The 25,873-nt window shown below is 68.2% G+C and carries 22 protein-coding genes, 1 tRNA gene and 1 pseudogene; 13 read left to right on the top strand and 11 right to left on the bottom strand.

From position 1 onward, the window contains the following. From AP428_RS08580 to AP428_RS08570, 3 genes and pseudogenes are all read left to right on the top strand, one after another. Window positions 1–541, top strand: a pseudogene (locus AP428_RS08580) (AMP-binding protein); the annotation flags it as partial. Window positions 542–626: 85 nt separating this feature from the next. After that, on the top strand, window positions 627–971 hold the full coding sequence (locus AP428_RS08575; RefSeq protein ID WP_054927993.1) for a DUF4212 domain-containing protein: 345 nt from the start codon (window positions 627–629) through the stop codon (window positions 969–971). Window positions 972–974: 3 nt separating this feature from the next. Continuing rightward, window positions 975–2,990 (top strand): sodium:solute symporter family protein, encoded by a 2,016-nt coding sequence (locus tag AP428_RS08570; protein ID WP_054927992.1) that lies wholly within the window; start codon window positions 975–977, stop codon window positions 2,988–2,990. 30 nt (window positions 2,991–3,020) lie between these two features. Here the strand turns inward: AP428_RS08570 and AP428_RS08565 are convergent, their stop codons facing one another. The 4 genes from AP428_RS08565 to AP428_RS08550 form a co-directional block, all read right to left on the bottom strand. Beyond that, entirely contained in the window at window positions 3,021–3,623 is a 603-nt protein-coding gene (locus AP428_RS08565; protein WP_054927991.1) for a hypothetical protein, read from the bottom strand. 99 nt (window positions 3,624–3,722) lie between these two features. Then, on the bottom strand, window positions 3,723–4,343 hold the full coding sequence (locus tag AP428_RS08560) for a DUF2939 domain-containing protein (RefSeq protein ID WP_054927990.1): 621 nt from the start codon (window positions 4,341–4,343) through the stop codon (window positions 3,723–3,725). 290 nt (window positions 4,344–4,633) lie between these two features. Continuing rightward, window positions 4,634–4,724, bottom strand: a tRNA-Ser gene (locus AP428_RS08555). A 57-nt stretch (window positions 4,725–4,781) separates the two neighbouring features. Beyond that, window positions 4,782–6,971: a TonB-dependent siderophore receptor gene (locus AP428_RS08550; RefSeq protein WP_054927989.1), complete on the bottom strand. Its 2,190-nt coding sequence runs from the start codon at window positions 6,969–6,971 to the stop codon at window positions 4,782–4,784. A 295-nt stretch (window positions 6,972–7,266) separates the two neighbouring features. On the opposite strand from AP428_RS08550, the gene AP428_RS08545 reads away from it, so the two are divergent. Beyond that, window positions 7,267–7,887 carry an HAD family hydrolase gene (locus AP428_RS08545; protein ID WP_054927988.1) on the top strand — a complete coding sequence of 207 codons (621 nt, stop codon included), beginning with the start codon at window positions 7,267–7,269 and terminating at the stop codon, window positions 7,885–7,887. Window positions 7,888–7,916: 29 nt separating this feature from the next. On the opposite strand, the gene AP428_RS08540 is transcribed toward AP428_RS08545, so the two are convergent. Beyond that, on the bottom strand, window positions 7,917–9,026 hold the full coding sequence (locus tag AP428_RS08540) for a fatty acid desaturase (protein WP_054927987.1): 1,110 nt from the start codon (window positions 9,024–9,026) through the stop codon (window positions 7,917–7,919). A 226-nt stretch (window positions 9,027–9,252) separates the two neighbouring features. Between AP428_RS08540 and AP428_RS08535 the strand changes: the two genes are divergently transcribed. Beyond that, window positions 9,253–10,290, top strand: a complete 1,038-nt coding sequence (locus AP428_RS08535) for an AraC family transcriptional regulator (protein WP_034174502.1) — start codon at window positions 9,253–9,255, stop codon at window positions 10,288–10,290. A gap of 67 nt (window positions 10,291–10,357) precedes the next feature. Here the strand turns inward: AP428_RS08535 and AP428_RS08530 are convergent, their stop codons facing one another. Together AP428_RS08530 and AP428_RS08525 are read right to left on the bottom strand one after the other, a co-directional pair. After that, window positions 10,358–11,407: a beta-propeller fold lactonase family protein gene (locus AP428_RS08530; RefSeq protein WP_054927986.1), complete on the bottom strand. Its 1,050-nt coding sequence runs from the start codon at window positions 11,405–11,407 to the stop codon at window positions 10,358–10,360. After that, window positions 11,394–12,761, bottom strand: coding sequence for an MFS transporter (locus AP428_RS08525; protein WP_012328858.1), 1,368 nt, complete (start codon window positions 12,759–12,761; stop codon window positions 11,394–11,396). Before AP428_RS08525 ends, AP428_RS08530 begins: the two co-directional genes overlap by 14 nt. A gap of 208 nt (window positions 12,762–12,969) precedes the next feature. Between AP428_RS08525 and AP428_RS34865 the strand changes: the two genes are divergently transcribed. From AP428_RS34865 to AP428_RS08515, 3 genes are all read left to right on the top strand, one after another. After that, complete coding sequence (locus AP428_RS34865; protein ID WP_082409331.1) at window positions 12,970–13,329, top strand: hypothetical protein; 360 nt, start codon at window positions 12,970–12,972, stop codon at window positions 13,327–13,329. A gap of 17 nt (window positions 13,330–13,346) precedes the next feature. Further along, entirely contained in the window at window positions 13,347–14,327 is a 981-nt protein-coding gene (locus AP428_RS08520; protein ID WP_054927997.1) for a hypothetical protein, read from the top strand. A 320-nt stretch (window positions 14,328–14,647) separates the two neighbouring features. Further along, window positions 14,648–16,126 (top strand): deoxyribodipyrimidine photo-lyase, encoded by a 1,479-nt coding sequence (locus AP428_RS08515; RefSeq protein WP_197285589.1) that lies wholly within the window; start codon window positions 14,648–14,650, stop codon window positions 16,124–16,126. A 22-nt stretch (window positions 16,127–16,148) separates the two neighbouring features. Here AP428_RS08515 and AP428_RS37655 read toward each other — a convergent pair whose 3' ends face one another. The 3 genes from AP428_RS37655 to AP428_RS08500 form a co-directional block, all read right to left on the bottom strand. Further along, complete coding sequence (locus AP428_RS37655) at window positions 16,149–16,271, bottom strand: hypothetical protein (protein WP_054927985.1); 123 nt, start codon at window positions 16,269–16,271, stop codon at window positions 16,149–16,151. Next, window positions 16,262–17,500 (bottom strand): MFS transporter, encoded by a 1,239-nt coding sequence (locus tag AP428_RS08505; protein WP_054927984.1) that lies wholly within the window; start codon window positions 17,498–17,500, stop codon window positions 16,262–16,264. The genes AP428_RS37655 and AP428_RS08505 overlap by 10 nt, the downstream gene beginning before the upstream one ends. Window positions 17,501–17,665: 165 nt before the next feature. Then, window positions 17,666–18,607: a LysR substrate-binding domain-containing protein gene (locus tag AP428_RS08500; protein WP_054927983.1), complete on the bottom strand. Its 942-nt coding sequence runs from the start codon at window positions 18,605–18,607 to the stop codon at window positions 17,666–17,668. Window positions 18,608–18,841: 234 nt separating this feature from the next. On the opposite strand from AP428_RS08500, the gene AP428_RS08495 reads away from it, so the two are divergent. Together AP428_RS08495 and AP428_RS08490 are read left to right on the top strand one after the other, a co-directional pair. Beyond that, window positions 18,842–19,882, top strand: coding sequence for an alpha/beta fold hydrolase (locus tag AP428_RS08495; protein ID WP_054927982.1), 1,041 nt, complete (start codon window positions 18,842–18,844; stop codon window positions 19,880–19,882). 127 nt (window positions 19,883–20,009) lie between these two features. Then, window positions 20,010–20,765 (top strand): 4'-phosphopantetheinyl transferase superfamily protein, encoded by a 756-nt coding sequence (locus AP428_RS08490; RefSeq protein WP_054927981.1) that lies wholly within the window; start codon window positions 20,010–20,012, stop codon window positions 20,763–20,765. Between the two features lie 21 nt (window positions 20,766–20,786). On the opposite strand, the gene AP428_RS08485 is transcribed toward AP428_RS08490, so the two are convergent. After that, on the bottom strand, window positions 20,787–21,707 hold the full coding sequence (locus tag AP428_RS08485) for a glutamate/aspartate ABC transporter substrate-binding protein (RefSeq protein ID WP_054927980.1): 921 nt from the start codon (window positions 21,705–21,707) through the stop codon (window positions 20,787–20,789). 212 nt (window positions 21,708–21,919) lie between these two features. Here AP428_RS08485 and hutH point away from each other — a divergent pair, with 212 nt between their 5' ends. From hutH to hutU, 3 genes are read left to right on the top strand one after another with little or no spacing between them, the layout of a single operon-like run. Further along, window positions 21,920–23,443, top strand: coding sequence for a histidine ammonia-lyase (hutH, locus tag AP428_RS08480; protein ID WP_006478341.1), 1,524 nt, complete (start codon window positions 21,920–21,922; stop codon window positions 23,441–23,443). Between the two features lie 4 nt (window positions 23,444–23,447). Beyond that, entirely contained in the window at window positions 23,448–24,143 is a 696-nt protein-coding gene (gene hutC, locus AP428_RS08475; RefSeq protein WP_006478342.1) for a histidine utilization repressor, read from the top strand. Window positions 24,144–24,182: 39 nt separating this feature from the next. Continuing rightward, window positions 24,183–25,871: a urocanate hydratase gene (gene hutU / locus AP428_RS08470; protein WP_006478343.1), complete on the top strand. Its 1,689-nt coding sequence runs from the start codon at window positions 24,183–24,185 to the stop codon at window positions 25,869–25,871. The last annotated feature ends 2 nt before the right edge of the window (window positions 25,872–25,873 follow it).

The following is a 25,873-nucleotide window of genomic DNA, read 5'->3' as shown; positions in this document are numbered from 1 at the left end:
GGCGATGATCCGCACGATCTGGGGCGACCCGGAGCGCTTCAAGAAGAGTTACTACCCGGAAGAACTCGGCGGCACGCTCTATCTGGCCGGCGACGGCACCGTGCGCGACAAGGAGACCGGCTACTTCACGATCATGGGCCGGATCGACGACGTGCTGAACGTGTCGGGCCACCGGCTGGGCACGATGGAGATCGAGTCGGCGCTGGTGTCGCATGAGCTGGTGGCCGAGGCGGCGGTGGTCGGCCGTCCGGACGACACGACCGGTGAAGCGGTGGTCGCATTCGTCGTGCTGAAGCGCTCGCGCCCGGAAGGCGACGAAGCGGCGGCGCTCGCGAAGACGCTGCGCGACTGGGTGGGCAAGCAGATCGGGCCGATCGCGAAGCCGAAGGACATCCGCTTCGGCGACAACCTGCCGAAGACGCGCTCGGGCAAGATCATGCGGCGCCTGCTGCGCTCGCTCGCGAAGGGCGAGGCGATCACGCAGGATACGTCCACGCTCGAGAATCCGGCCATCCTCGAGCAGCTCACCGAAGTGCGCTGAGCGCCTGCCGGTTGCGCATCTCGCGCACGAGCCCCTGCGCGGCAATCCCGATTGCCCGCGCGGGGGCTTTTTGCTACATAACGGCATGACCGTTCCGACCCGTTCGGCGCCTGCCGCGCCACCCCCCGTTCCCGAACCGCTCGCGCGTGCGCATGCGCGCTACTGGCGCTTCAACGTCGCGCTGATCGCGGTGCTGATGGTGACCGGCTTCGCGGTGTCGTTCATCGTGCCGTTCTTCGGGCCCGCGCTCGCCGGCGTTCGCTTCGCCGGCTTCAGCCTGCCGTTCTATGTCGGCGCGCAGGGCGCGATTCTCGTGTACCTCGTGCTGATCGTCGCCTACATCGGGTTGATGCAACGCGCGGACCGCACGCTGCGCCGCGCGTACGACGAGCATGCGGCGCGCGCCGGCCATGCGAACGGCGGGCGCTGATTCATGCTGACGCATCGACTGATACGCGCATACGCGCTCTACACGCTCGGGTTTCTCGGCTTCGTGCTGCTGATGTGGCGGATCGAGCGCGCGACGGGCTCGGGCGTCTGGATCGGCTACGTGTTCCTGTTCGTGCCGATCGCCGTGTATGCGGTGATCGGCTTGTTGTCGCGCACGTCCGATCTCGTCGAGTACTACGTGGCCGGGCGGCGCGTGCCATCCGCGTTCAACGGGATGGCGACGGCGGCCGACTGGCTGTCGGCCGCGTCGTTCATCGGCCTGGCCGGCTCGCTCTACGCGACCGGCTACGACGCGCTCGCGTACGTGATGGGCTGGACGGGCGGGTTCTGCCTCGTCGCGTTCCTGCTTGCGCCGTATGTGCGCAAGCTCGCGCGTTACACGATTCCCGACTTTCTCGGCACGCGCTTCTCGAGCACGGCCGTGCGTGCGCTCGCGGCCGGCGCGGCGATCCTGTGTTCGTTCGTGTACCTGGTCGCGCAGATCCAGGGGATCGGCCTGATCGCGACGCGCTTCATCGGCGTCGATTTCGCGATCGGCATCTTCTGCGGGCTCGCGGGCATTCTCGTGTGCTCGTTTCTCGGCGGGATGCGCGCGGTTACGTGGACGCAGGTCGCGCAGTACATCATCCTGATCAGCGCGATCCTGATTCCGGTGTCGCTGATCGCGATGAAGAACGGGCTCGGCCCCGTGCCGCAGTTCAATTACGGCAAGCTGATGGAGCGCGTCGCGGCGCGCGAGGCGCAGGTGCGCGACGCGCACGACGAGCAGCAGGTGCGCGATGCGTATCGCCGGCAGGCCGCGGCTATTCAGACGCGGCTCGACCGGCTGCCGGCGTCCTATGCGGATGCGCGTCGACATCTCGTCGACCAGCTTGCCGACCTGCGCCGTCACAACGGGCCGCTGCGCGAGATCAGCCAGCGCGAGCGCGAACTGGCCGATTTCCCGCGCGATCCGGCAGCGGCGCGCGTGGCGTGGACGCAGGCGCGCGACGACCTGCTCGCGCGGGCCGAGCCGCCCGTGCCGATGCACGAGCCGTTTCCGGCCGCGAGCGAAGACGAACGCAAGCCGCGCGAGCGGAATTTCCTCGCGCTGCTGCTGTGCCTGTCGCTCGGCACCGCGAGCCTGCCGCACATCCTGACGCGCTACAACACGACCACGTCGGTCGCGTCGGCACGGCGCTCGGTCGGCTGGACGCTGTTCTTCATCGCGCTGTTCTACCTGAGCGTGCCGGTGCTCGCGGTGCTGATCAAGTACGAGATCCTCGCGAATCTCGTCGGGCGGCCGTTCGCCGAATTGCCGGCGTGGGTCACGCAATGGCATCACTTCGAACCCGACCTGATCAGCGTCGTCGAGGTGATTCGCGACGGCATCGTGCACTGGTCGGAAATCCAGATGCAGCCGGACATGGTCGTGCTGGCCGCGCCGGAGATCGCGGGGCTGCCGTACGTGGTGTCGGGGCTGATCGCGGCCGGTGCGCTGGCTGCGGCGCTGTCGACCGCGGACGGGTTGCTGCTGACGATCGCGAATGCGCTGTCGCACGACGTCTATTACTGCATGGTCGCGCCCGATGCGTCGAGCCAGCGGCGCGTGACGATCTCGAAGGTGCTGCTGCTGGGGGTGGCGCTGTTCGCGTCGTATGTCGCGTCGCTCAATACCGGGAAGATCCTGTTCCTCGTCGGCGCCGCGTTTTCGCTGGCGGCGTCGAGCTTCTTTCCGGTGCTGGTGCTGGGGGTGTTCTGGAAGCGCACGACGACGCGTGGCGCGATTGCCGGGATGGTGACGGGGTTGGCGGTGTGTGTGTACTACATCGTGTCGACTTATCCGTTCTTCACGCAGTTGACCGGGTTCGCCGGACGTACGTGGTTCGGGATCGAGTCGATCAGCTCAGGCGTGTTCGGCGTGCCGGCGGGGTTCGCGGTGGCGATCGTGGTGAGTCTGTGTGATAAGCGGCCGGATGAGTATACGCGGGCGTTGGTGGATTACATTCGGCATCCGTGAGGGGGCGAATGTCGTATCGTATGACGCGGATTAGAGCGCGGAAGTCCCGAGTTCGGCACCTTTGGTCGTTTGCATGCGACCGACATCGCAGCTTCCGTCCGTCACGTCGTTTGCATTGGGGATCGCGACGCACACATAGGCACGAATGCCGTGCGGCAACGCCACGTGTCGAAACTCGCCCACCTTGATCGTCGCGACCCGGTCAACGGCAAACTGATCGGTGATCGGCGTCGCGCCCGACGGGACCGACAGGGTCACTTCCGACGTCGCCTGGCTGGTTTGCGATTTCAGCGTCTGACTGCCGGCGATATCCATGGTCACCATGAAGCGTATGGTCGCGTGCCCTTCGGAAACGCGCTGGACGGTTACCGCGATCGTCGGCTTTGCGATGCCTGCCGTGCATTTTCCGGCAACACATTCGCGAACGGACAGGAGCGTGTGGAACGTCGGCGCGGGCTGACCGACGACTGACAGGTCGGTTGCGGCCCCGCCATCGCGTAGTGTTTTCTGCGGTGACGGAGTCGATGTGACGGCAACGGTGGTACTGATCGTCGGGTGCGACGGTGCTGTCGCGCAGGCCGCCAGCATGGCCGACGCGCCGGCCGTCATGATGAACCGCAGGCTGAATCGCATGGACGTGACTCGCGGAGCCGAAACCTCCTATATCGTCGGATCAATGCCGATCTTTAGCGTGCGGCGCTCGGCATCCATCGCGCTTCGCACGCTCGGCGATCAGTTCGGAGCGATCCGGTCGATCGGCAGGTCGATGCCGCTCAGTTTCCACGACCAGAGACCATCACGCTTGAATACCAGCGTCACCTGGTCGTCCGTTCCTTTTCGCGCAGTTGCGGTGACGGTCGACCAGTTCTTGTAGCGTACCGAATAGTCGACTTTCGGCGTCGAGTTGGCTTGATCCGGCGTCGCGCCGACATCGGAACCTGCGTGAGTCGCTTCCGTCGGGGCGGCGGAGGATGCGGGGGCCGCCGGGACATCGGCAGGGTGCGCGGGTTTGGCCGTTCCCTGAGCCATCATGGTCATGACGCCCGCCGGCGTCACCATCGTGTCGATGAGCTGATTCGCGAAACCCATCGCCACCATCATTCCCAGACCGGCGAATGAATTGCCTTTCATGTCGGGCGAATTCGCCAGTTTCGATTGCACCATGGTCAGGAATTGACCACGCAGGCTTTCGCGCAGCGACGGAAAGTCGACGTGCGACGAAAACGAGTCGGCATCCTTGTCTGCCATGGCCGATCGCATCTGATACATGGTGATGTACGGGCTCGCATAACTGGAAGCGATGCCTGCGGCGATTGCGATTCCGGCGATCGCGATTCGTGTTTTCTTTTTCATGGTCTCTACGCGTTTCGATATTGTTTATCGGGAAAGCAGTTTAACGGTCGGGCGCGGGAATGTTTGAGGCGTCGACCAAGACCGCTTCGGCAAGCCGGGGCTCATTGCGCGCGACGTGGCAGTAACGAGAGACCTCGGCGTGATGCGAGTTCATCGCCAGTTCTTGCCAGGCATGAGCAGTGGGAAGCGCAGCGACCCGGGCGACGTTCGGCCTGGTGATGGGTTGCTGATGGGCCGAGAAACAAAAAGCCCCGCAGAACATTGATTCTGCGGGGCTTTCTCGTCAATCCTGGCGGAGAGAGGGGGATTCGAACCCCCGATAGGCGATTAACCTATACACGCTTTCCAGGCGTGCGACTTAAACCACTCATCCATCTCTCCGGAAGACCGAGAGTATAGCAAACTCTGGCGGCAGCCCGCCACTCCCTTCCGCGTCGGTCAGAAATCCGTCGTCATCGACAGCCACACCGAGCGCGGGTCGCCCTGCGTCAGGTATCCGCCGATCGTCGACGACCAGTACGACTTGTTCGCGACGTTGCGCACGGTCGCGCGCAACGTCGTCTTCTTGCCGAACACGTTTGTCGCGTAGCGCGCGCCGAGGTCGAAGCGGTCCCACGCCTGGATCGACATCGTGTTCGCGACGTCCAGGTACTGCGGCCCCGTGTGGAGCCAGCGCGCGGTTAGCGTGAGCCCGCGCAGCATCGGCACGTCGTATTCGGCACCCGCGTTGAGCAGGAACGACGGCACGCCGATCGGCCGGTGGCCGTCGTTCGCGCCGCTCGCCGTGTTCTGCAGCGTCGCGTCGAGGTACGTCGCGCCGGCGATCAGCCGCACACCTTTCCACGGCTCGCCGTACACGGCCGTCTCGATGCCGCGGTGCCGCTGCGTGCCGTCGGCGCCGAACAGGTTCGTCGCCGGGTCGGTGTACGCCATCGGCTTCTCGATCTGGAACAGCGCAAGCGACGCACCGTACTTGTCGGTGTCGTAGCGGATGCCGGCTTCATATTGCTTCGACCGGTACGGCGACAGCGCCTGGCCTGCGTTGCGCGCGGTGTTCGGCGCGATCTCGCCCTGGGCGAGCGCTTCGCTGCGATTCGCGAAGATCGACACGTTGCGCCACGGCTTCACGACGAGACCGAACACGGGCGTCGTGATCGCGTCGCTGTAGACGCCCGTGACCGCGCCCGTGTAGCTGAAGTTGTCGACCGAAATCGACTGGCGGCGCGCGCCGATCGTGAACAGCACGCGGTCGTCCAGGAAGCCGAGCGTATCGGACACCGCGAGGCTGCGCAGCCAGGTCTTCGTGACCGTGCCCGGATCGTTCATGTCGCCGCCCGTGTAGGCCGTCGGCGGAGACGCGATCGGCGCGGGATCGTAGAGCGTCGTCGGGAACGCGTTCGACAGCGTGTACGCGGACTGGCTGTCGACGCGGATGAACGACGCGCCGGCCGTCACGAAGTGCGACACGGGGCCGGTCGTGAAGCGGCCGCGTACGCCGGCCTCGGCCGACTGCGCATCTTCCTTGTGCGGCACGCTCAGGCGCGAGCCGGTCGTGCCGGACGACGAGTAGGTCGGCGTGTAATAGTCGCCATGCTCGTTCGTATGGCGTGCGCCGGCCGATACGTAGGCCGTCCATGCTGGCAGGAAGTCATACTCGGCGCGCACGATGCCCACCGTGTCCTCGAGTTCGCTGAAGCTCCACGGTTGCGCATAGTTGTGCGTCGCGGACGGCACGGCGGGCAATTGATCGCCGCTGACGAGCACGACCGGGCGGCCGTTGTCGATCCGCTGCCGCTGATACAGGAAGTCGCCGGACAGGCGCAGCTTGTCGCCGCGCCAGTCGAGCGACACCGCCGTCACGTTGCTGCGGCGGCGCTCGTCGTCGACGGCCGTGTCGCCGCCGCTGATCGACTGGTTCACGCGCACGCCGAACTGGCCTTCGCTGCCGAAGCGGCGGCCGATGTCGACATGCGTGCCGAGCGAACCGGACGTGGCGCCGTCGACGGTGACGCGTGTGAGCGGCTTGTCGTCCGCACGCTTCAGTTGCAGGTTCACGCCGCCGCCGACCGCCGAGCCGTTCGGCGACGCCCCGTTCAGGAAGGCATTCGCGCCCTTGAACACGTCGACGCGCTCGACCGCATCGGTCTGGACGAGTTGCCGCGGCGTGACGCCGTACAGGCCGTTGAGCGACACGTCGTCGCCGGCAAGCTCGAAACCGCGGATGACGAATACCTGCGAGAAGTTGCCGTAGCCGGAGGCGCTGCGCACGGCCGGGTCGTTGTCGAGTACGTCGGCGAGCGTGCGCGCCTGCTGGTCCTCGATCAGTTTCGACGTATAGGTGGTCATGCTGAACGGCACGTCGCTCGCCTTTTGCCGGCCGAGCACGCCGAAATCCGCGCCGCGCGCGACCTGGCCGCCGGCGTAGGTCGGTGCGAGGTCGCCGGGCAGCGGCTCGGCCGCGCCGGTCACGTTGATCGACGGCAGCATGGCGGCATCGGACGCGGCATTGGCGTTGACGGCGGCGGAAGTCGCCTGCTGGGCCCGTGCGGCGGCCGGGAAGGTGCAGGCGAGCGCAATGCCGAAGGCAATCGGCGTGAGACGCCGGACGGGTAACGAAAGTGTCGACATGGGACGCAAATCGGGTGTAGTCGGTGATCCATCCCAGGGCGGCAAGTCGGAATCCGGGCGGCGTGACGCGTCCGTACTGTCGCGGACGTGTTTTTATCGAGCGGCGGAGTCTAGCGTAAACGAGAATCATTGTCGTTTGCGGGAGGGGCGGCCCACTATTTGAGATAACTGGGCGTTCACGGGCGATGGTGCATGATCGCTGAGGGGGCGTCGGGGCGGACTCTACGGTTTCGCGCGGGCCCCCGCGAGTCTGCTATCTTCCCGGGCATCTCATCGCTTTCCCCGCCGATTCTCCATGACCGACCGCATCGTCGCCGCCTTCGATTTCGACGGCACCATCACGACCACCGACAGCTTTCGCCATTTCGTCCGCCAGGCGGTCGGCACGCCGCGTTTCGCGTGGGCCGGGTTGCGCGCGCTGCCGTGGATCGTCGCGATGAAGGCCGGGCTGCTGTCGCGCGGCGACGCGAAGGCAAAGTTCGCGTCGTTCGCGTTCGGGCCGATTCGTGAAGACGCGCTCGATGCGCACGCGCGCACCTTCGTTGACGGTTATCTGCCGCGCCTCGTGCGTCCGGAAATGCTCGAGCGCATCCGCGAGCATCGGGCGCGTGGGCATGAAGTCGTGCTGGTCAGCGCATCGCCGTCGCTGTATCTGGAGAAGTGGGCGAAGACGGCCGGCTTCGACACGGTGCTCGCGACGCGGCTCGCGTTCGAGCGCGGCGTCTTCACCGGGCGCCTCGACGGCGAGAACTGCTGGGGGCCGCAGAAGGTCGTGCGGCTGCGCGGATGGTGGGGCAACCGGCCGCCGAAGCAGTTGTTCGCGTATGGCGACAGTCGCGGCGACAAGGAAATGGCCGAGCTCGCGAACTGGTCGTGGATTCGCGGGCAGGGGCCGATGCCGCCGATCGACGCTTGATGCGGCGCTGATGCGGCGCGCCGCCGCCGTTACGCGTCGGCCTGCGCGTGGTGCGTGCGGCGAGACGGACGATAGCCGCCCCAGCGATTCGCACGGGCGAAGGTGCCGACGTCGTTGAAGCGCACGCCCACTTCGCGCAGCGCCGCATGCGCATGGCGCGCGGTCAGTTGCCGGATGTAGAACGGATCGCGCACCACGAAATGATGAATCGCGTGCGTGCTGCCGAAATTGAAGCAGAACAGCTGGAACGGCAGCATCCACCACGGGTTCAGCACCTGCGTCTGCTGGATCACGTTGCGCGAGTCGATGTCGCCGAAATAGTGCATGTTCGAGCTGACGAAGTTGATGCAGAAGCTGCGCAAGAAGTTCGGCCCGAGCCACACCACCGCCAGGAAATCGACGACGCTCATCACGCGCTCGACGGCGGCGGGCACCGTCACCGCGACATCGAACGCATGCAGCGCGAACAGGCCGACGTGATAGACGATGAACGCGTGCCACAGCGTGTAGTACAGGTGACCGATCGGCATGTACGACGACACCTGCTCGATGCGCAACTGCAGGCGTTCGGACGGGTCCTGCACCGGTTGCGCGGCCACGTACTGCTTCACCTTGCGACGCATCGCGGCCGGCCGCAGCACGACGGCGAGCATGCCGTCCGCGATCATCAGCAGGCGCTTCACGCCCCAGCGCTCGCCGTTGGTGATGCCGTATTCCTCCAGGTCCGATTCGCCGCCCGACACCTTGTGGTGATGCAGGTGCATGCGTCGGCGCGTCCACGGGTTGATCGTGCCGGGCCGCGTGAGCCAGCACAGCGCCATCATCAGGTGATACGCCCACGGCGTCTTCTTGAAGTACATCAGGTGGATCAGGTCGTGCTCGAGCTCGTGGATCAGCGACGTGACGAACGCGGCGAGCGGCAGCGCGACGTACCACGCGATCGCGCCACGCGCATACAGCCATGCGATCGCGAGCATCGCGCTCACCGACACGGCCATCACGGTCGCGCCGACGAGGTTCTGGTTGTCGAGCAGCGGAAAGCGTGCGCGGATCGCGTCGCTCGCGGCGTTCACTTCGCGGCGGACGTACGCGACCCTGTCGGCGTCGTGGCGAAAGGCGGTTCGTGCGGGTTGGCTCATCGACCGGAATCCGTGCGGAAAGAGTGGGGCGCAATGCCGATGTGACAAGCATAGGCGCGTGCCGGAACGCAGGCGAGGGCCGTCGGTGCCAAGGGTGGTGTCATTTCGGGCCACGTTGGCCGACGCGCGGGCGCCTGAGCGGAGGTCGGCCCGCTAGAGTGCCACCGTGGTGTCATGGCGGGCCAGCGACGCTACAATCCGCCGAAACCGCTCGGGAGTTCGCCGCATGGCCTTGTCCGTTCCGGATGCCGCGCGCCAGTTGAACAAGGCGACGGTGTCGTCCGCGTATGCGCTGTTCATGCTGATGCTGGCCGAGGAGCGCGGCATCGACGGCGGCCGCATTCTCGCCGGCTCGGGCGTCGCGCGCGACCGGCTCGCGCAGCCCGATGCGCGCATCACGCCGCTGCAGCAGGCGGCGATCGTGTTCAACCTGCTCGACGCGACCGACGATCCGTCGATCGCGATCGAGATCGGCCTGCGCAGCAGCCTGACGAAAGCGGGGCTGATCGGCTTCGGGCTGATGAGCTGCGCGACGCTCGGCGAGGCGATCGCGCTCGGCATCCGCTACCTGCCGACGCGCGTGCCTTTTTTCTCGGTGCGGCTCGCGCAGCTCGACGGCATCGTCGACATCGACGTGCTCGAAGCGTTTCCGCTCGGCCGGCTGCGCCAGTTCGCGGTGGAAAACTTTCTGGTCGAAACCGCGATCCTGTTCAATTCGCTGCTGTATCCGACGCCGGGGCGCACGCTGCAGTCGCGTGCCGAGCTCCATTTCGAATGGCCGGAGCCGCCGTGGTTCGAGCGTTATCGCGCGCGGCTGCCGCGCTGCCATTTCGACGCGAGCGCGAACCGCATCCGCTGCGACGCCGCGCTGCTCGACGAGCCGATCGGCACCGCGAACGCGCAGACCGCGCAGATGATCGTCCAGCAGTGCGAGGCCGAACTCGCGCGGCTCGGCTATGCGGAGAGCATCGTCGAGCGCGTGCGCAACCTGCTGATCTGCGGGGAAGGCGGCTATCCGTCGGTCGACGACGTCGCGCGCGAACTGCATGTGTCGGCGCGCACGCTCAAGCGCAAGCTCGCCGAATACGGTGCGACCTATTCGGCGCTGCTCGACGAGATCCGGCTGCGCGACGCGCTGCGGCTGCTCGAAGGCACGCGGCTGCCGGTCGACGAGATCGCCGCGCGCGTCGGCTATACCGACCGCGCGAATTTCACGCGCGCGTTCAAGCGCTGGACGGGCGTGGCGCCGAGCGAGCGGCGCTGAACGTTGCCCCCGCATCGGCTTGCCGGTCCTCGCGCATGCGCGGATGCTTCTTCAAACCTTCAAGCTTTCAGACGATCGCGATCCAGTTCGCGCCGCGGCCGCCCGGCACGCGCGTGTGCAGCGACAGCGTGCCGTCGTCCGGCGCGATCGCATACACAGCCACGTGCTCCGACTGCTCGCCGCACGCGACGAGCCAGCGCCCCGACGGATCGATCGCGAAGCCGCGCGGCTGCGTCTCGGTGGGCGTCGCGTGGGTGGGCTCGAACGTGCCGTCTTCGTTGCGGCGGTAGCCGAGCAACCGGCTCGATGTGCGCTCGCTGACGTACGCGAAACGCTCGTCGGGCGTCAGGTGCAGATCGGCGGCCCACACGGACGGCTCGGTCGGGGCGGGCGGGCGCGCATGGCCTTGCGCGAGTTCGGCGACGGCCGGATGGCGTGCGCTCACGTGCGGGTCGCCGAGCCGGCCGGTGTCGGTGTCGCGGGCGAAGGTCGCGAGCATTCCCTGGAATTCGCTGACGACGACGAGCGTGCGGCCGTCATCCGCGAACCGCAGGTGACGCGGGCCGAAGCCGGCGGGCACGCGCGTGTCGCCGTGTTCGACCGCGCGCAGGCCGGCGGCGTCCTCGACGAGCGCGAAGCCGAACACGCGGTCCGAGCCGAGCGAGCTGACGTACGCGAAACGGTTGTCCGGCGACACGATCACCGCATGCGCGTTCGCGATGCCGCCCGCGACTTGCAGCGGCGTGCCGTCGCCGTCGCGCACGCGCCCGGCGTCGTAGAGGCTCAGCGAATTCCCGCCGTACGACGCACCGAGCAGCCAGCGGCCGCTGCGGTCGAGCGACAGGTATGCATGGCTCGCGTCGATCGCGGTCGTGCCGATGCGCGCGAGCGCGCCCGTGGCGGCGGCGACGCGGAACGCGACGATCGTTGGCTGCTCGCCGCGCGTCGCGACGTAGAGCCGCGTGCGGTCGGCCTGCACGGCGATCGGCATCGCGACGTCGGCGGCCGGATAGCGGGCGAGCGGCGCGAGCGTACCGTCGCCGGTGAGGGCGAAGGTGGCGAGGTCGCCGTCGACGGCATTCGAGACGACGACGGTCAGGCGGTCAGTGTTCGGCATGGCGGAGCATCGAGGCGTGCGAGAAAGTTTCGTCGGCCGGCTGGCCGCGCGGCGGATCGCTGCGCCGGTGCGTGCGCGCGAACAGCGCGGCGACCGCGGCGACGAGCGAAGCGATCGCGAGCGCATACAGCCCGCCCGTGATCGAACCCGTATGTTGCTTCAGATAGCCGAAGGCCGTCGGCGCGACGAAACCGCCGAGGTTGCCGACCGAGTTGATCAGCGCGATCACGGCCGCGGCCACCCGCGTATCGAGGTAGCCCTGCGGAATCGGCCAGAACAGCGACGACGCGGCCTTGAAGCCGAGCGCGGCGAAGCAGATCGACGCGAACGACCAGACCGGATCATGCGACGTCGACGCGAACAGCCCGCACGCGGCCAGCACGAGCGCGCACGCCAGCCAGCGCTGCGGATGCTTCCACTTCGACGACAGCACCGCGAAGCCGTACATCGCGCCGATCGCGATCATCCACGGAATCGTGTTGTACAGGCCGACCTGGAAATCGGTGAGCCCGCCCATCTTGCGAATGATGGTCGGCAGCCAGAACGTGGCCGCGTAGATCGTCAGTTGGATCGAGAAGTACAGGAAGCAGAACAGCATGATCTGCGGATCGCGCAGCAGCGTGGTGGCGCGCACCGGCACGTTCGAGCGGACGTCGCGCGTCGCGCGCTCCTCGTCGAGTGCGTTCTGCAGCGCCGTGCGTTCTTCGGCGGTGAGCCACGTCGCATCGCGGATATGCGATTTCAGCAGCAGCCAGCTTGCGCCGCACAGCGCGACCGAGAACAGCCCTTCGATCAGGAACATCCATTGCCAGCCTTCCAGGCCGAAGCCGCGGATCGACAGCAGCGCGCCGGTGACGGGCCCGGACAGCACCGACGCGAACGCGGAGCCGCCGAGGAAGATCGCCATCGCCTTGCCGCGTTCCTGCGGCGGCAGCCATTGCGACAGGTACAGCACGACGCCGGGGAAGAAGCCGGCCTCGGCCGCGCCGAGCAGGAAGCGCAGCGCGTAGAACGACGTGTCGTTCCACACGAACGCCATCGCGGCCGCGACGATGCCCCACGTCGCCATGATCCGCGCGAGCCAGATGCGCGCGCCGTAGCGCTGCATCAGCAGGTTCGACGGCACTTCGAACAGCGCGTAGCCGACGAAGAACAGCCCGGCACCGAGCCCGTACGCGGCCGCGCCGATGCCGATCGACGCTTCGAGGTGGCGATCGACGAAGCCGACGTTCACGCGGTCGATGTAGTTCGCGATGAACATGATCAGCACGAGCGGCAGCACGTGCCATTTCACTTTCGAGACGGCGGACGCGAGCGGGTCGCGGCCGGGCAGGGCGGACGAGGGCGGGTTCAAGGGTGTCTCCGGTCGGGTGACGGCGGACGGGGCGGCGGCCCGCGTCGGCGTCTGGATGCCGATTCAATGTAGTACGTCGTCGTATGACATGGTACGCCGGTGGACCGAGGATGACGTCACGGGTTTACCCGGAAATATCCCGCCTTCTGCATAAATATCGGGAGGGGAAGCGAGCGCTTTCACATCTGATGACGTATGACATGGAACGATGCTGCGTCCGTCGGCGGTCCTTGGGGGCGGCGTGAAATCCGCGGTCGAGGCGGCGCATTCATTCGTGCGTGGTCGATTTCCGGAGCCGCTGGAGAAAACCGATCTCGACGGGGCTGCGCTCGATACCCGTGTGTTTCACACGCTGGTGCGCATGCGGCAAGGCGTGCCGCACATGGAGCGGCGGCCACGCGATCGTGATGAACGACACGGAGGCACCCCGCAAGCCGTTTGCGGGGGAGGGCGGCTACGCTCCATTGAGTTGAAGAACGCGCTCGCGGTTGCGGCAAAATACCGGGCATGCGAACTCGCCGTGCACGCCACGCCACGCGATGCAAACGGCGGCGATTTCATACCTTGACGATGGAGCAACAGATCATGCAGGACAACCGGTACGCGCGGCACGTCTTCGCGTTCAATGGCGACGCGGACGGCCTGTGCGCGCTTCAGCAATTGCGGCTCGCCGAACGCGTGCACGGCACGCTCGTGACCGGCGTGAAGCGCGACATCCGGCTGCTCGAGCGCATCGACGCGGGTGCGGGCGACATCGTCACCGTGCTCGACGTGTCGCACGACCAGAACCGCGACGCGTGCGCGCGGCTGCTGCGCGACGGCGCGACGGTTCGTTACTTCGACCATCACTTTGCCGGCGAGCTGCCCGACCATCCGCGTTTCGACGTGCATATCGACATGGCGGCCGACGTCTGCACGAGCGCGATCGTGAACCGCTATCTCGGCGGCCGGTACGTGCGCTGGGCGATCGTCGCCGCCTATGGCGACGAACTGCCGGCGCTCGGCGACGCGCTGGCGCGCGAGCATGGCGTCGACGAAGCCGAGCGCTGCATGCTCGCCGAACTCGGGCGCTATCTGAACTACAACGCATACGGCGAGTGCGTCGGCGATCTGCATTTCGATCCGGCGACGCTCGCGGACGCGATGCTGCCGTGCATCGATCCGCTCGATTTCGTACGCGACACGGCGGTGTTCGCCGCATTGCGCGACGGTTACCGCGACGACATGGCGCGCGCGTGCGCGCTCGCGCCGCTGCGCGAGGTGCCGGGCGCGACGCTGGTCCGGATGCCCGATCATCCGTGGGCGCGGCGCGCGACCGGCATGCTCGCGAACGAGCGGATGCGCAACGCACCGCATGCAGCGCTCGCGGTGCTGTCGCCGCGCGCGGGCGGCGGGCTGGTCGTCAGCGTGCGCGTGCCCGACGGCCGGCCGATCGGCGCCGACGAGTTCTGCCGCGGCTTCGCGACCGGCGGCGGGCGCAAGCGCGCAGACGGCATCAATCATCTGCCGGAAGACGAGTTCGACGCATTCGCCGAGCGCTTCGAGGCCGCGTTCCGGCTCGATTGACGCGACGCATCGTCGACCGGATCAGCCGGCCGCACCGGCGAGCACGGTCGGCCCGTCGAGCGGCCGTGGCCTGCCTCGGTGCGTTCGGCGTTGCGTCAGCCGTGCGCGGTGTGCACGAGCCGGTCGACGTATCCCCGACTGAGAAACCTTCCGGGCGTGCTGCCGGTCGGTAGCGCGACTTCCATCGGATTGAAGCGGATCGTGTGCTCGAGCGCGGTGTCGCACGTGGCGTGCCGGCCATGACGGCCGGCGTCGACACCGTGCAGCGCAGCCGCGACAATACGCGTCTCCTTTTGCTTTCGCCATCGAGGTGCCTGCCCGTGTCTGCCAAGCCGTCCGTTGCTCCCGCGATCGTCTGGTTCCGCGACGATCTGCGCGTGACCGATCAGCCCGCGCTGACGCGCGCGGTCGAATCCGGCCGGCCACTCGTCTGCGTGTTCGTCGACGACACGGGCGCCGGCGCCGGGCCCGCGCTCGGCGGCGCGGCGCGCTGGTGGCTGCACGGGTCGCTGGCCGGGCTCGACGCCACGCTCACGCGTCATGGCGGGCGCCTGCTGCTGTTGCGCGGCGACGCGCAGCGGGAGATCGAGCGCGTCGTCGGTGACACGGGCGCGGCAGCCGTGTACTGGAACCGCCGCTATGCGCAGCCGCAGCGCGACGCGGACGCGGCGCTGAAGGCGTCGCTCAAGGCGCGCGGCGTGGCGGTCGAGAGCAGCAACGGCAGCCTGCTGAACGAGCCGTGGGAAGTGCTGACGGGCAGCGGCGGCCCGTACCAGGTGTTCACCGCGTACTGGCGCGCGGCGCGCCGCGATCGCACGGTCGCCGCGCCGCTGCCGGCACCCGAGCGGATCGCGTTCCATCCGTGGCCGCAAGCCGTGCGCGACCGCGCGCTGGCGCTCGATGCACTTGCGTTGCGTCCGCATGCGCCGGACTGGGCCGGCGGCCTGCGCGATGCGTGGCCGGCGCCGGACGAAGCCGGCGCGCTCGCGCGACTCGACACGTTTCTGACGACCTCGCTCGCCGGCTATGCGGATGCGCGCGACCGTCCCGACCGCCCCGCGACGAGCCGGCTGTCGCCGTTCCTGCGTTTCGGCAACGTGTCGCCGCGACAGGTGTGGCATGCGGTGCAGGGCGCCGCGAATGCAGGCGGCGCGGCATATGCGGCGCACGCCGACAAGTTCCTGAGCGAACTCGGCTGGCGCGAATTCAGCTACACGCTGCTGTATCACTTCCCGGCGCTCGCGACCGACAATTTCCGTGCGCAATTCGATGCAATGCCGTGGCGCGACGATCCCGTCGCGTTACGTGCGTGGCAGCGCGGCCGGACCGGCTATCCGCTCGTCGATGCGGGCCTGCGCGAGCTGTGGACGACCGGCTGGATGCACAACCGCGTGCGGATGGTCGTCGCGTCGTTCCTGATCAAGCACCTGCTGATCGACTGGCGCGCGGGCGAAGCATGGTTCCGCGACACGCTGGTCGATGCCGATCCCGCGAACAACGCGGCGAGCTGGCAATGGGTGGCCGGCTGCGGCGCCGACGCCGCGCCGTATTTCCGCATCTTCAATCCGGTCGCGCAGGGGCACAAGTTCGACCCGGACGGCGCGTACGTGCGGCGCTGGGTGCCCGAGCTTGCCGGCCTCGACGACGCGTCGATCCATGCGCCGTGGGAAGCGTCGCCGCTGGCGCTCGAGGCGGCCGGCGTGCGGCTCGGCATCGACTATCCGGCGCCGCTGATCGAGCATGCGGCCGCGCGCGCCCGTGCGCTCGATGCGCTGGCCGCGTTGCCGAAGCGCCGCTGACCGCACGCGCCGGTTTGCCGCATCAATTGCAGAACGCGATGTGCTCGAGCAGCGCGTACGCGACACCCGAATCGAAGTAGGCCGCGCCGCACCACGCGACGAACGCGAGCGTGCCGGCGGCCAGCGCCGCGCGGATCATGCCCATGCCGCATTGCCCGATGCCGGGCGCGCGACGCGCGCGTCGTCGATCGGCAGGTGCAGCAGCGCCGCAAGCACGCCGAGCGCGATCGAGCCGAGCCACAGCGGCATGTACGAGTGCGTCGCGTCGTACACGATTGCACCGAGCCACACGCCGAAGAAGCTGCCGAGCTGGTGCCCGAAGAACACGAAGCCGAACAGCGTCGCGATGTAGCGCACGCCGAACACCTGCGAGATCACGCCGTTCGTCAGCGGCACCGTGCCGAGCCACGTGAACCCCATCACGGCCGCGAACACGTAGACGCTCGCGGGCGACAGCGGCGCGGCGACGAACGCGGCCATCGCGAGCGCGCGCACGAGGTACAGCACCGACAGCACGTACTTGCGCCGCAGCAGCCCGCCGAGATGGCCGCACGCGTAAGTGCCGGCCACGTTGGTCAGCGCGATCAGCGCGAGCGCGACACTCGCGTGGCGAGCCGGCAGTCCGTGGTCGAGCAGGTACGCGGGCAGGTGCGTCGCGATGAACGCGAGCTGGAAGCCGCACGCGAAGAAGCCCGCGTTCAGCAGCCAGAAGCCGCGATGCGCGAACGCTTCGCGCACGGCTTCGCCGATCGACTGGTCGGCGCCGGCGCCGGCGGCAGCGCCGGCCGCTTGCGCGGGCCGGTCGCGCAGCAGCACGGCGAGCGGCGCGAGCAGCGCGGCGACGAGCGCCAGCGCGATGAACGCGTGCCGCCAGCCGATGCCGCCGATCAATTCCTGCGCGACGGGCACCATGCAGAACTGGCCGAGCCCGCCGATCGCGCCGGCGACCCCGAGCGCCCAGCCGCGCCGGTCGGGCGGAAACAGGCGGCTCAGCGCGCCGTAGATCGACGCGAACGCGGAGCCCGACAGCGCGATGCCGATCACGAGCCCGGCGCCGACCGTGAACAGGCCGGTCGTGGCCGCCTGCGCCATCGTGACGAGCCCGGCCGCATACAGCAGCATGCCGGCGATGATCACGCGCACCGAGCCGAAGCGGTCGGCGATCATCCCGGTGAACGGCTGCGCGACGCCCCAGATCAGGTTCTGCAGCGCCAGCGCGAGCCCGAACGCCTCGCGCGACCAGCCGTGGTCGAGCGACACGGGCGCGAGGAACAGGCCCTGCACGTGGCGGATGCCGAGCGCGGCGCCCATGATCAGGCCGCCTGCCAGCACGGGCAGCCAGCGGCGCCGGACTTCCTGCTCGATCGGGGTCATGCGTGTCTCCGGATGAAGGCGCGCGGCGAAACGGCCGCGCTCGATCCGATTAGACGAGCGGGGCGGCCGTCGCTCAAGCGATCATTCGGTCAGGTTGGCATGCGCAACGGGAATGTGAAGGGGCGATGGCGGTTGCCGGTGGTCACGCGCATCCGCACCGCCGGCTCAGGCCGACGTCGTATCGTGCGCATGCATCGCCGCATCGCATTCGGCTGCTTCGGCGAGCATCCAGTCGCGCACGTCGGCGACTTCGCGGCGCGGGGCCGGATCGTGCTGGAACAGCCAGTAGCCGTACGTCTGCGACAGCGTCTGCGTGTGCGGCCCGAGCACCGCGAGCCGGCCGTCGGCGAGCATCGGCGCGACGAGCGCGAGCCGGCCGAGCGCGATGCCCTGGCCCGCGATCGCGGCCTGGATCACCTGGTCGTACTGGTTGAAGCGCAGCACGCCTTTCGGGCGCGCGTCGCCGAGCCCGGCCGCGTGCAGGTGCGCGTGCCACTGTAGCTGCGGTTGCGGTGGCCCGTCGAATTCGAGCAGCACGTGATCGGCGAGCGCGGCCGCGTTCGTGACCGGTCGCGCGGCGAGCGCGGGGTGCGCGACCGGCACGACGACCTCGTCGAACAGGCGCAGCGCGCCGGCCGGCGCCCGCTCGCGCGGGCAGTAGCGGATGCCGAGGTCGATGCCTTCGGCGCGCAAATCGAGTACCTTGTCGTTCGCGGCGACGCGCAGGTCGATCCCGGGCAGCCGCGCCTGCAGCCGTCCGAGCCGCGGCAGCAGCCACAGCGCGGTCACGCCGATGCTGGCGGTGATCGTCACGGGCTGGCGCTCGCGCGCCGCGGCGAGCGACGCGACGGTGTCCTGCAGGCCGAGCAGCGCCGCATCAGCGACGCGGAACAGCCGTTCGCCTTCCGGCGTGAATGAAATCTTCCGGTAGCCGCGCTGCAGCAACGTCACGCCGAGATGCGCTTCGAGCGCATGGACCTGGCGGCTGACCGCGGACTGCGTGACGCACAGATCCTGCGCGGCGAGCGTGATGCTCATGCGGCGGCCGACGGCGACGAAACCGCGGACGAGGTCGAGCGACGGGAGACGGACGAGTGGCGTTGACATGCGCGTGACTCATGCGAACGGAGCAGCAAGATTGGTTGAGAACGCGGCACGCGTCAAGTTCAATGGAGGCTGGGTGATCGCGGAGGACGGGGCGAGTAGGCGCTGAAGCGCTAACCCCGACCGACAGCGATGCATGGGGTCCAAGTAAGCGCTAAAGCGCCAACTCGGACCGACAGCGATGCATGGGACCCCAGTAAGCGCTAAAGCGCTAACTGGGGATCGACAGGAGACACGATGACGATTTCGAACGAGGAAAGCGACGCGGCGCAGGCCAGTCGCGCGGCGGGCGCGTTGCCGCCCGAGCCCGTGACGCTGCGCGCAGCCGACGGCTACGAACTGCGCGGCCATGTCTGGCGCCATCGCGGCGGCGGCGCCGTGCGGCCCGTGACGGTCGTCAATTGCGCGACGTCGGTGCGCTGCGACTACTACTTTCGTTTCGCGGCCTGGCTGTTCGCGCAGGGGCGCGACGTGCTCGTCTACGACTATCGCGGCATCGGCGGGTCGCGTCCGGCGCGGCTTGCGAAGCTCAGCGCGAACTGGCTCGACTGGGGGCGGCTCGATTGCGAGGCCGCGCTGCACTACGCGCGCGACGCGTTTCCGGGCCAGCCGCTCGATGTGGTCGCGCACAGCATCGGCGGCTGTGTGCTCGGCCTCGCCGCATCGAACGTGCACGTGCGGCATGCGGTGACCGTCGGCGCGCAGTACGCGTACTGGCGCGACTATCTGCCGGCCGAGCGGCGCCGCATGTGGTGGAAGTGGCATGTCGCGATGCCGGCGCTCGCGGCGGTGTTCGGCTACTTGCCCGCGAAGCGGCTCGGCTGGATGGAGGACACGCCGCGCGGTATCGCGCTGTCGTGGGCGCGGTCGCAGCCGCGTTTCGAGGAGGGCTACGTCGGTCGCGTGCTGGACGACAGCGGCGCGAGCCGCGCCGCGTTGCCGGCGCGCTTCGCGGGGCTGTCGGCGCCGATGCTCGCGGTCGGCATCGACGACGACGCGTTCGGCACGGTCGACGCGATCGAGCGGCTGGTCGGCTACTACACGGGCAGCAACGTCACGCATCTGCGGATCGCGCCGGCCGACATCGGCGTCGACGCGATCGGTCATTTTGCGTTTTTCCACAGCCGCTTCACCGACACGTTGTGGCCCGTCGCGCTGTACTGGCTGCAACACGGCGTGCTGCCGGCCGATGCGCCGGGCGTCGTGCACGCGCTGCATCCGGCGTCGCGCGGGCGGGTGACGGGGAGCGGCGTGCCGGGCATCGCCGCGAACGGGTGATCCAGCGTATGCGAGCATGACGCGCAGCCTCGTTCGTGTCACGAGCCTGCCGCAGCCGCCGGCCGCCGGTCGGCGCGATCGATTACCATCGGACGTTTCGTTCCAGAACACAGGCTGCCGCGCGCCGATGTCCATTCCGTCCGATTCCGCTTCTCCCGTTGAAACGCCGCACGCATGGCGCGTGCATGTACTCGACGTGCCGCCCGCCGCGGCACGGGCCGGCGTGCGGATCGCGCGCGTCGATTTCGACTGGCGCGTGCCGCTCGTGTCGCCCGCGTACGCGGCGCTGAACGACGACGAGCGCGCACGCGCCGCGCGCTTCCTGCGGCACGAGGATGCGGTACGCAGCGCCGCGACGCGCGCCGCGCTGCGCGACGTGCTCGGCGCGACGCTCGGCATCGCGCCGCACGCGGTCGAGATCGTCGTCGACGCGGCGGGGCGGCCGTCGCTGGCCCCTGCGCATCGTGCGTCGCTCGACTTCAACGTGTCGCACGCGGGCGATCATGCATTGATCGCGTGGGCGCCGGCGGGCCGCGTCGGCGTCGATATCGAGGGCTGCAACCGCGCGGCCGACTGGCGCGCGCTGACACGCGAAGTGTGCGCGCCCACCGAGGTCGCGTATCTCGACGGCCTGCCGCCCGGCGCGCGCGAGCGCGAATTCATGCGGGTATGGTCCGCGAAGGAGGCGCTGCTCAAGGCGCTCGGCACCGGCATCGTCGCCGGGTTGCGCGCGTTCGCGGTCGTGCCGCCGCGCGACGCGGCGACGCCCGCGACGACGATCGTCGAGCCCACCGCGCCTGCCGCCGGCGTCGCCGCGTTCGACGCGGCATGGCTCGACGCGGCGCCCGGCTACGCGGCGTGCGTCGCGTGGACGCGCGCGTAAGCCGGGCGTGACGCGCGGCGCTTATTCGAGCGGCGCGTCGTTCGGCGCCGCGTAACGCGCCTTGATCACGTCGCTCATCGGAAAGTCGAACGACAGGCCCTTCGGCGGCACCGGCTTCATGAACCATTTGTCGTACAGCGCGTTGATCTCGCCGCTTTTCATCAGCTGCGCGAGCACGCCGTCGACGAGCGCCTTGAACTGCGGATCGTCCTTGCGCAGCATGAACCCGTAGGCTTCCGACGATTGCGGCGTGCCGACGAGTTGCCAGTCGGCCGGCTTCGCGGCGAGCTGGCGCACGCCCGCGAGCAGCACGTCGTCCATCATGTACGCGGCCGCGCGGCCCGATTCGAGCGTGAGGCGTCCTTCGCCGTAGTCCTTCGCGCTGATGATCTGCATGTTCATCTTCTTTTCCTCGTTCATCTTGCGCAGCAGGCGTTCGGACGTCGTGCCCTGGTTCGTCACGACCGTCTTGCCGGCGAGATCGGGGAAGTCGCGGATGCCCGAGCTCGTGCGCGTGAGCAGGCGCGTCGTCGCGACGAAGAAGGTGGTCGAAAACGCGACCTGCGCATGGCGCGCGGCGAGGTTGGTCGTCACGCCGCATTCGAGATCGACGGTGCCGTTCTGCACGAGTGGAATGCGGTTCTGCGACGTGACCGGAATGAAGCGCACTTGCAGGTCGGGCTTGCCGGTGCGCGCCTTCACCGCGGCGATCACGCGGTCGCACAGGTCCTGCGAGAAGCCGATGACCTTGCCGCCCGCGTCGACATAGGAGAACGGCACCGACGTTTCGCGATGACCGATCGAAATCAGGTTGGATTGCCGGATCTTCTCCAGCGTGCCGGCCAGCGGCTCGGCGGCGACGGACGCGCCGCACGCGAGCGCGCATGCGGCGACGAGCAGGGGGCGGCCGACGCGGGCGGCGAATCGGGACGGGAAGGGCATGACGGTCTCCGTGGCGAGTGATGATTCGTATGTTGCCAAAAACAAAATAATTGCAACACATGTTAAGCGCGGGATCGCACCGACCGGCCTGCCGGGCCGCGCCGGCATCAGGGAAACTCCTGAGGCCGGAATATTGAAAAACGGGTTGTCTAGACAAGTTCCGATGGCTACACTTCAATCCATTCCGAACTTGTCTAGACAGGATTGCTCACATGATTACGTTGACCCCCGGCCACCTGACCCTCCCGCAACTGCGCCGGATCGCCCGCGAACCCGTGCAACTGAAGCTCGACCCGGCCAGCTTCGCGAAGATCGACGCGGGCGCGAAGGCCGTCGCCGACATCGCGGCGAAGGGCGAGCCGGCCTACGGCATCAACACGGGCTTCGGCCGTCTGGCCAGCACCCACATCCCGCACGACCAGCTCGAACTGCTGCAGAAGAACCTCGTGCTGTCGCACGCGGTCGGCGTGGGCGAGCCGATGGCGCGTTCGTCGGTGCGCCTGCTGATGGCGCTGAAGCTGTCGAGCCTCGGCCGCGGCCACTCGGGCATCCGCCGTGAAGTGATGGATGCGCTGATCACGCTGTTCAACGCCGACGTGCTGCCGCTGATCCCGGTGAAGGGCTCGGTCGGTGCATCGGGCGACCTCGCGCCGCTCGCGCACATGTCGGCCGTGCTGCTCGGCGTCGGGGAAGTGTTCATCCGCGGCGAGCGCGCGAGTGCGCTCGACGGCCTGCGCGTCGCGGGCCTCGCGCCGCTGACGCTGCAGGCGAAGGAAGGCCTCGCGCTCCTGAACGGCACGCAGGCGTCGACCGCGCTGGCGCTCGACAACATGTTCGCGATCGAGGACCTGTACCGCACCGCGCTCGTCGCCGGCGCGCTGTCGGTCGACGCGGCAGCCGGTTCGGTGAAGCCGTTCGACGCGCGCATCCACGAATTGCGCGGCCATCAAGGTCAGATCGACGCGGCCGCGTCGTACCGCGAACTGCTCGAAGGCTCGCCGATTAACCAGTCGCACCGCGACTGCGACAAGGTGCAGGACCCGTACAGCCTGCGCTGCCAGCCGCAGGTGATGGGCGCGTGCCTGGACCAGATGCGCCATGCGGCCGACGTGCTGCTGGTCGAAGCGAACGCCGTGTCGGACAACCCGCTGATCTTCCCGGACACCGGCGAAGTGCTGTCGGGCGGCAACTTCCACGCGGAGCCCGTCGCGTTCGCGGCCGACAACCTCGCGCTCGCCGCGGCGGAAATCGGCGCGCTAGCCGAGCGCCGCATCGCGCTGCTGATCGACGCGACGCTGTCGGGTCTGCCTCCGTTCCTCGTGAAGGACGGCGGCGTGAACTCCGGCTTCATGATCGCGCACGTGACGGCCGCCGCGCTGGCATCGGAAAACAAGACGCTCGCGCACCCGGCATCGGTCGACTCGCTGCCGACCTCGGCCAACCAGGAAGACCACGTGTCGATGGCGACGTTCGCCGCGCGCAAGCTCGCCGACATCGCGGACAACACCAAGCACATCCTCGCGATCGAACTGCTGGCCGCCGCGCAAGGCGTCGACCTGCGCGCGCCGTATCACACGAGCCCGAAGCTCGCGCCGGTGATGGAGACGATCCGCGGCAAGGTCGCGCACTACGAACTCGACCACTACTTCGCACCGGACATCGCGGTGATCGCGAAGCTGGTCGGCGAGCGCGCGTTCGCGAAAGTCGCGCCGTTCTCGTTCGCGTCGGAACAGTAAGCCGATGAGTGCGCCGGTCTACCAGGAGATCAAGGATTTCATCCTGGCCCGCATCCATGCCGGCGAGTGGGAGGAGGGCGATCAGGTGCCGTCCGAGAACGAGCTGGCGCGCGAGTTCAAGGTGGCGCGCATGACCGTCAACCGCGCGCTGCGCGAACTGACGGCCGAACAGGTGCTCACGCGCATGAAGGGCGCGGGCACCTACGTCGCGCGGCCGAAGTACGAGTCGACGCTGGTGGCGATCCGCAGTATCTCCGAGGAAGTCGGCGCGCGCGGGCATGCGTACCGCGCGAGCGTGCTCGGGCTCGACACGATCCGCGCCGACGAGGCCCTCGCCGACGAGATGCAGGTGGCCGTGCGCACGAAGCTGTTTCATTCGCAGGTGCTGCACTTCGAGAACGACGAGCCGGTGCAGCTCGAAGAACGGTGGGTGAATCCGGCGGTCGCGCCGGATTACGCCGAGCAGGACTTCACGAACACGACGCCGAACCAGTACCTGATGCGCGCGGCGCCGCTGCAGCGCGTCGAGTACCGGATCGAAGCGGCGGCCCCGGCGCCGGAGCGGCGCGAGCAGCTGCGGATGGACGGCGTCGAGCCGTGTCTGGTTTTACATCGGCGCACCTGGTCGCAGGGCGTCGTCGCCTCGGTGGCGAATCTGTGGCATCCCGGCAGCCGTTATCGCTTCACCGGGCATTTCTGATTCCTATTTGATCTTCAATTTCCTTCGGGAGCAGTCGTCATGAACCATCCGAAACACATCGATCCCCGTCTCGATCCGACGCGCACGATCCGCGCGCCGCGCGGCAGCGAAAAGACCTGCAAGACCTGGCTGGCCGAAGCGGCCTACCGGATGATCCAGAACAACCTCGACCCGGAAGTCGCCGAGCATCCGCATGCGCTCGTCGTGTACGGCGGTATCGGCCGTGCGGCGCGTAACTGGGAATGCTACGACCAGATCCTCGCGTCGCTGAAGGATCTCGAGGAAAACGAAACGCTGCTGATCCAGTCGGGCAAGCCGGTCGGCGTGTTCCGCACGCACAAGGATGCGCCGCGCGTGCTGCTCGCGAACTCGAACCTGGTGCCGCACTGGGCGAACTGGGATCACTTCCACGAGCTCGACCGCAAGGGCCTGATGATGTACGGCCAGATGACGGCCGGCAGCTGGATCTACATCGGCAGCCAGGGCATCGTGCAGGGCACCTACGAAACCTTCTTCTCCGTCGCGAACCAGCACTTCAACGGCGATCCGTCGGGCCGCTGGATCCTGACGGGCGGCCTGGGCGGGATGGGCGGCGCGCAGCCGCTGGCCGCGACGATGGCCGGCTTCTCGATGATCGCGGTCGAATGCGACGAGACGCGCATCGACTTCCGCCTGAAGACGCGCTACGTCGACAAGAAGGCGACGACGCTCGACGAAGCGCTCGGCATGATCGAGGAAGCGAAGCGCACCGGCAAGCCGGTGTCGATCGGCCTGCTCGGCAACGCGGCCGACGTGTTCGCGGAACTCGTCACGCGCGGCATCACGCCGGACTGCGTGACCGACCAGACGAGCGCGCACGACCCGATCAACGGCTACCTGCCGCAAGGCTGGACCGTCGCGCAATGGCGCGAAGCGCAGAAGGTCGACCCGCAGAGCATCGTGAAGGTCGCGAAGCAGTCGATGGCCGTCCAGGTGCGTGCGATGCTCGCGCTGCAGGAACGCGGCGCGGCGACGCTCGACTACGGCAACAACATCCGCCAGATGGCGCTGGAAATGGGCGTCGAGAACGCGTTCGACTTCCCGGGCTTCGTGCCGGCGTACATCCGCCCGCTGTTCTGCGAAGGCAAGGGCCCGTTCCGCTGGGTCGCGCTGTCCGGCGATCCGGAAGACATCTACAAGACCGACCAGAAGGTGAAGGAGCTGATCCCCGACGATCCGCACCTGCACAACTGGCTCGACATGGCGCGTGAGCGTATCGCGTTCCAGGGCCTGCCGGCGCGGATCTGCTGGGTCGGCGTGAAGGATCGCTATCGCCTCGGCCAGGCGTTCAACGAGATGGTGAAGAACGGCGAACTGAAGGCGCCGATCGTGATCGGTCGCGATCACCTCGATACGGGTTCGGTCGCGAGCCCGAACCGCGAGACGGAATCGATGAAGGACGGTTCGGACGCCGTGAGCGACTGGCCGCTGCTGAACGCGCTGCTGAACACCGCGGGCGGCGCATCGTGGGTGTCGCTGCACCATGGCGGCGGCGTCGGCATGGGCTTCTCGCAGCACTCGGGCGTCGTGATCGTCGCCGACGGCACGGCTGACGCGCACGAGCGTCTCGGTCGCGTGCTGCTGAACGATCCGGCCACGGGCGTGATGCGCCATGCGGATGCCGGCTACGAACTCGCGCAGCAGACGGCCCGCGAAGCCGGCCTGAAGCTGCCGATGCTCGGCCGCTGAGC

This window comes from Burkholderia sp. E168m22 (genome assembly GCF_001319805.1).
Classification (GTDB): Bacteria; Pseudomonadota; Gammaproteobacteria; order Burkholderiales; family Burkholderiaceae; genus Burkholderia; species Burkholderia orbicola.
The sequence above is the reverse complement of the archived record's forward strand: the minus strand, read 5'-3'. Positions and strand labels throughout refer to the sequence as shown.

Bases quoted from the DNA above. Each gene is read 5' to 3' on its own strand.
- AP428_RS08575 (WP_054927993.1), top strand. From the start codon at position 627: ATGACCGTTCCGACCCGTTCGGCGCCTGCCGCGCCACCCCCCGTTCCC.
- AP428_RS08570 (WP_054927992.1), top strand. From the start codon at position 975: ATGCTGACGCATCGACTGATACGCGCATACGCGCTCTACACGCTCGGG.
- AP428_RS08565 (WP_054927991.1), bottom strand. From the start codon at position 3,623: ATGCGATTCAGCCTGCGGTTCATCATGACGGCCGGCGCGTCGGCCATG.
- AP428_RS08560 (WP_054927990.1), bottom strand. From the start codon at position 4,343: ATGAAAAAGAAAACACGAATCGCGATCGCCGGAATCGCAATCGCCGCA.
- AP428_RS08550 (WP_054927989.1), bottom strand. From the start codon at position 6,971: ATGTCGACACTTTCGTTACCCGTCCGGCGTCTCACGCCGATTGCCTTC.
- AP428_RS08545 (WP_054927988.1), top strand. From the start codon at position 7,267: ATGACCGACCGCATCGTCGCCGCCTTCGATTTCGACGGCACCATCACG.
- AP428_RS08540 (WP_054927987.1), bottom strand. From the start codon at position 9,026: ATGAGCCAACCCGCACGAACCGCCTTTCGCCACGACGCCGACAGGGTC.
- AP428_RS08535 (WP_034174502.1), top strand. From the start codon at position 9,253: ATGGCCTTGTCCGTTCCGGATGCCGCGCGCCAGTTGAACAAGGCGACG.
- AP428_RS08530 (WP_054927986.1), bottom strand. From the start codon at position 11,407: ATGCCGAACACTGACCGCCTGACCGTCGTCGTCTCGAATGCCGTCGAC.
- AP428_RS34865 (WP_082409331.1), top strand. From the start codon at position 12,970: ATGCTGCGTCCGTCGGCGGTCCTTGGGGGCGGCGTGAAATCCGCGGTC.
- AP428_RS08520 (WP_054927997.1), top strand. From the start codon at position 13,347: ATGCAGGACAACCGGTACGCGCGGCACGTCTTCGCGTTCAATGGCGAC.
- AP428_RS37655 (WP_054927985.1), bottom strand. From the start codon at position 16,271: ATGGGCATGATCCGCGCGGCGCTGGCCGCCGGCACGCTCGCGTTCGTC.
- AP428_RS08505 (WP_054927984.1), bottom strand. From the start codon at position 17,500: ATGACCCCGATCGAGCAGGAAGTCCGGCGCCGCTGGCTGCCCGTGCTG.
- AP428_RS08500 (WP_054927983.1), bottom strand. From the start codon at position 18,607: ATGTCAACGCCACTCGTCCGTCTCCCGTCGCTCGACCTCGTCCGCGGT.
- AP428_RS08495 (WP_054927982.1), top strand. From the start codon at position 18,842: ATGACGATTTCGAACGAGGAAAGCGACGCGGCGCAGGCCAGTCGCGCG.
- AP428_RS08490 (WP_054927981.1), top strand. From the start codon at position 20,010: ATGTCCATTCCGTCCGATTCCGCTTCTCCCGTTGAAACGCCGCACGCA.
- AP428_RS08485 (WP_054927980.1), bottom strand. From the start codon at position 21,707: ATGCCCTTCCCGTCCCGATTCGCCGCCCGCGTCGGCCGCCCCCTGCTC.
- hutH (WP_006478341.1), top strand. From the start codon at position 21,920: ATGATTACGTTGACCCCCGGCCACCTGACCCTCCCGCAACTGCGCCGG.
- hutC (WP_006478342.1), top strand. From the start codon at position 23,448: ATGAGTGCGCCGGTCTACCAGGAGATCAAGGATTTCATCCTGGCCCGC.
- hutU (WP_006478343.1), top strand. From the start codon at position 24,183: ATGAACCATCCGAAACACATCGATCCCCGTCTCGATCCGACGCGCACG.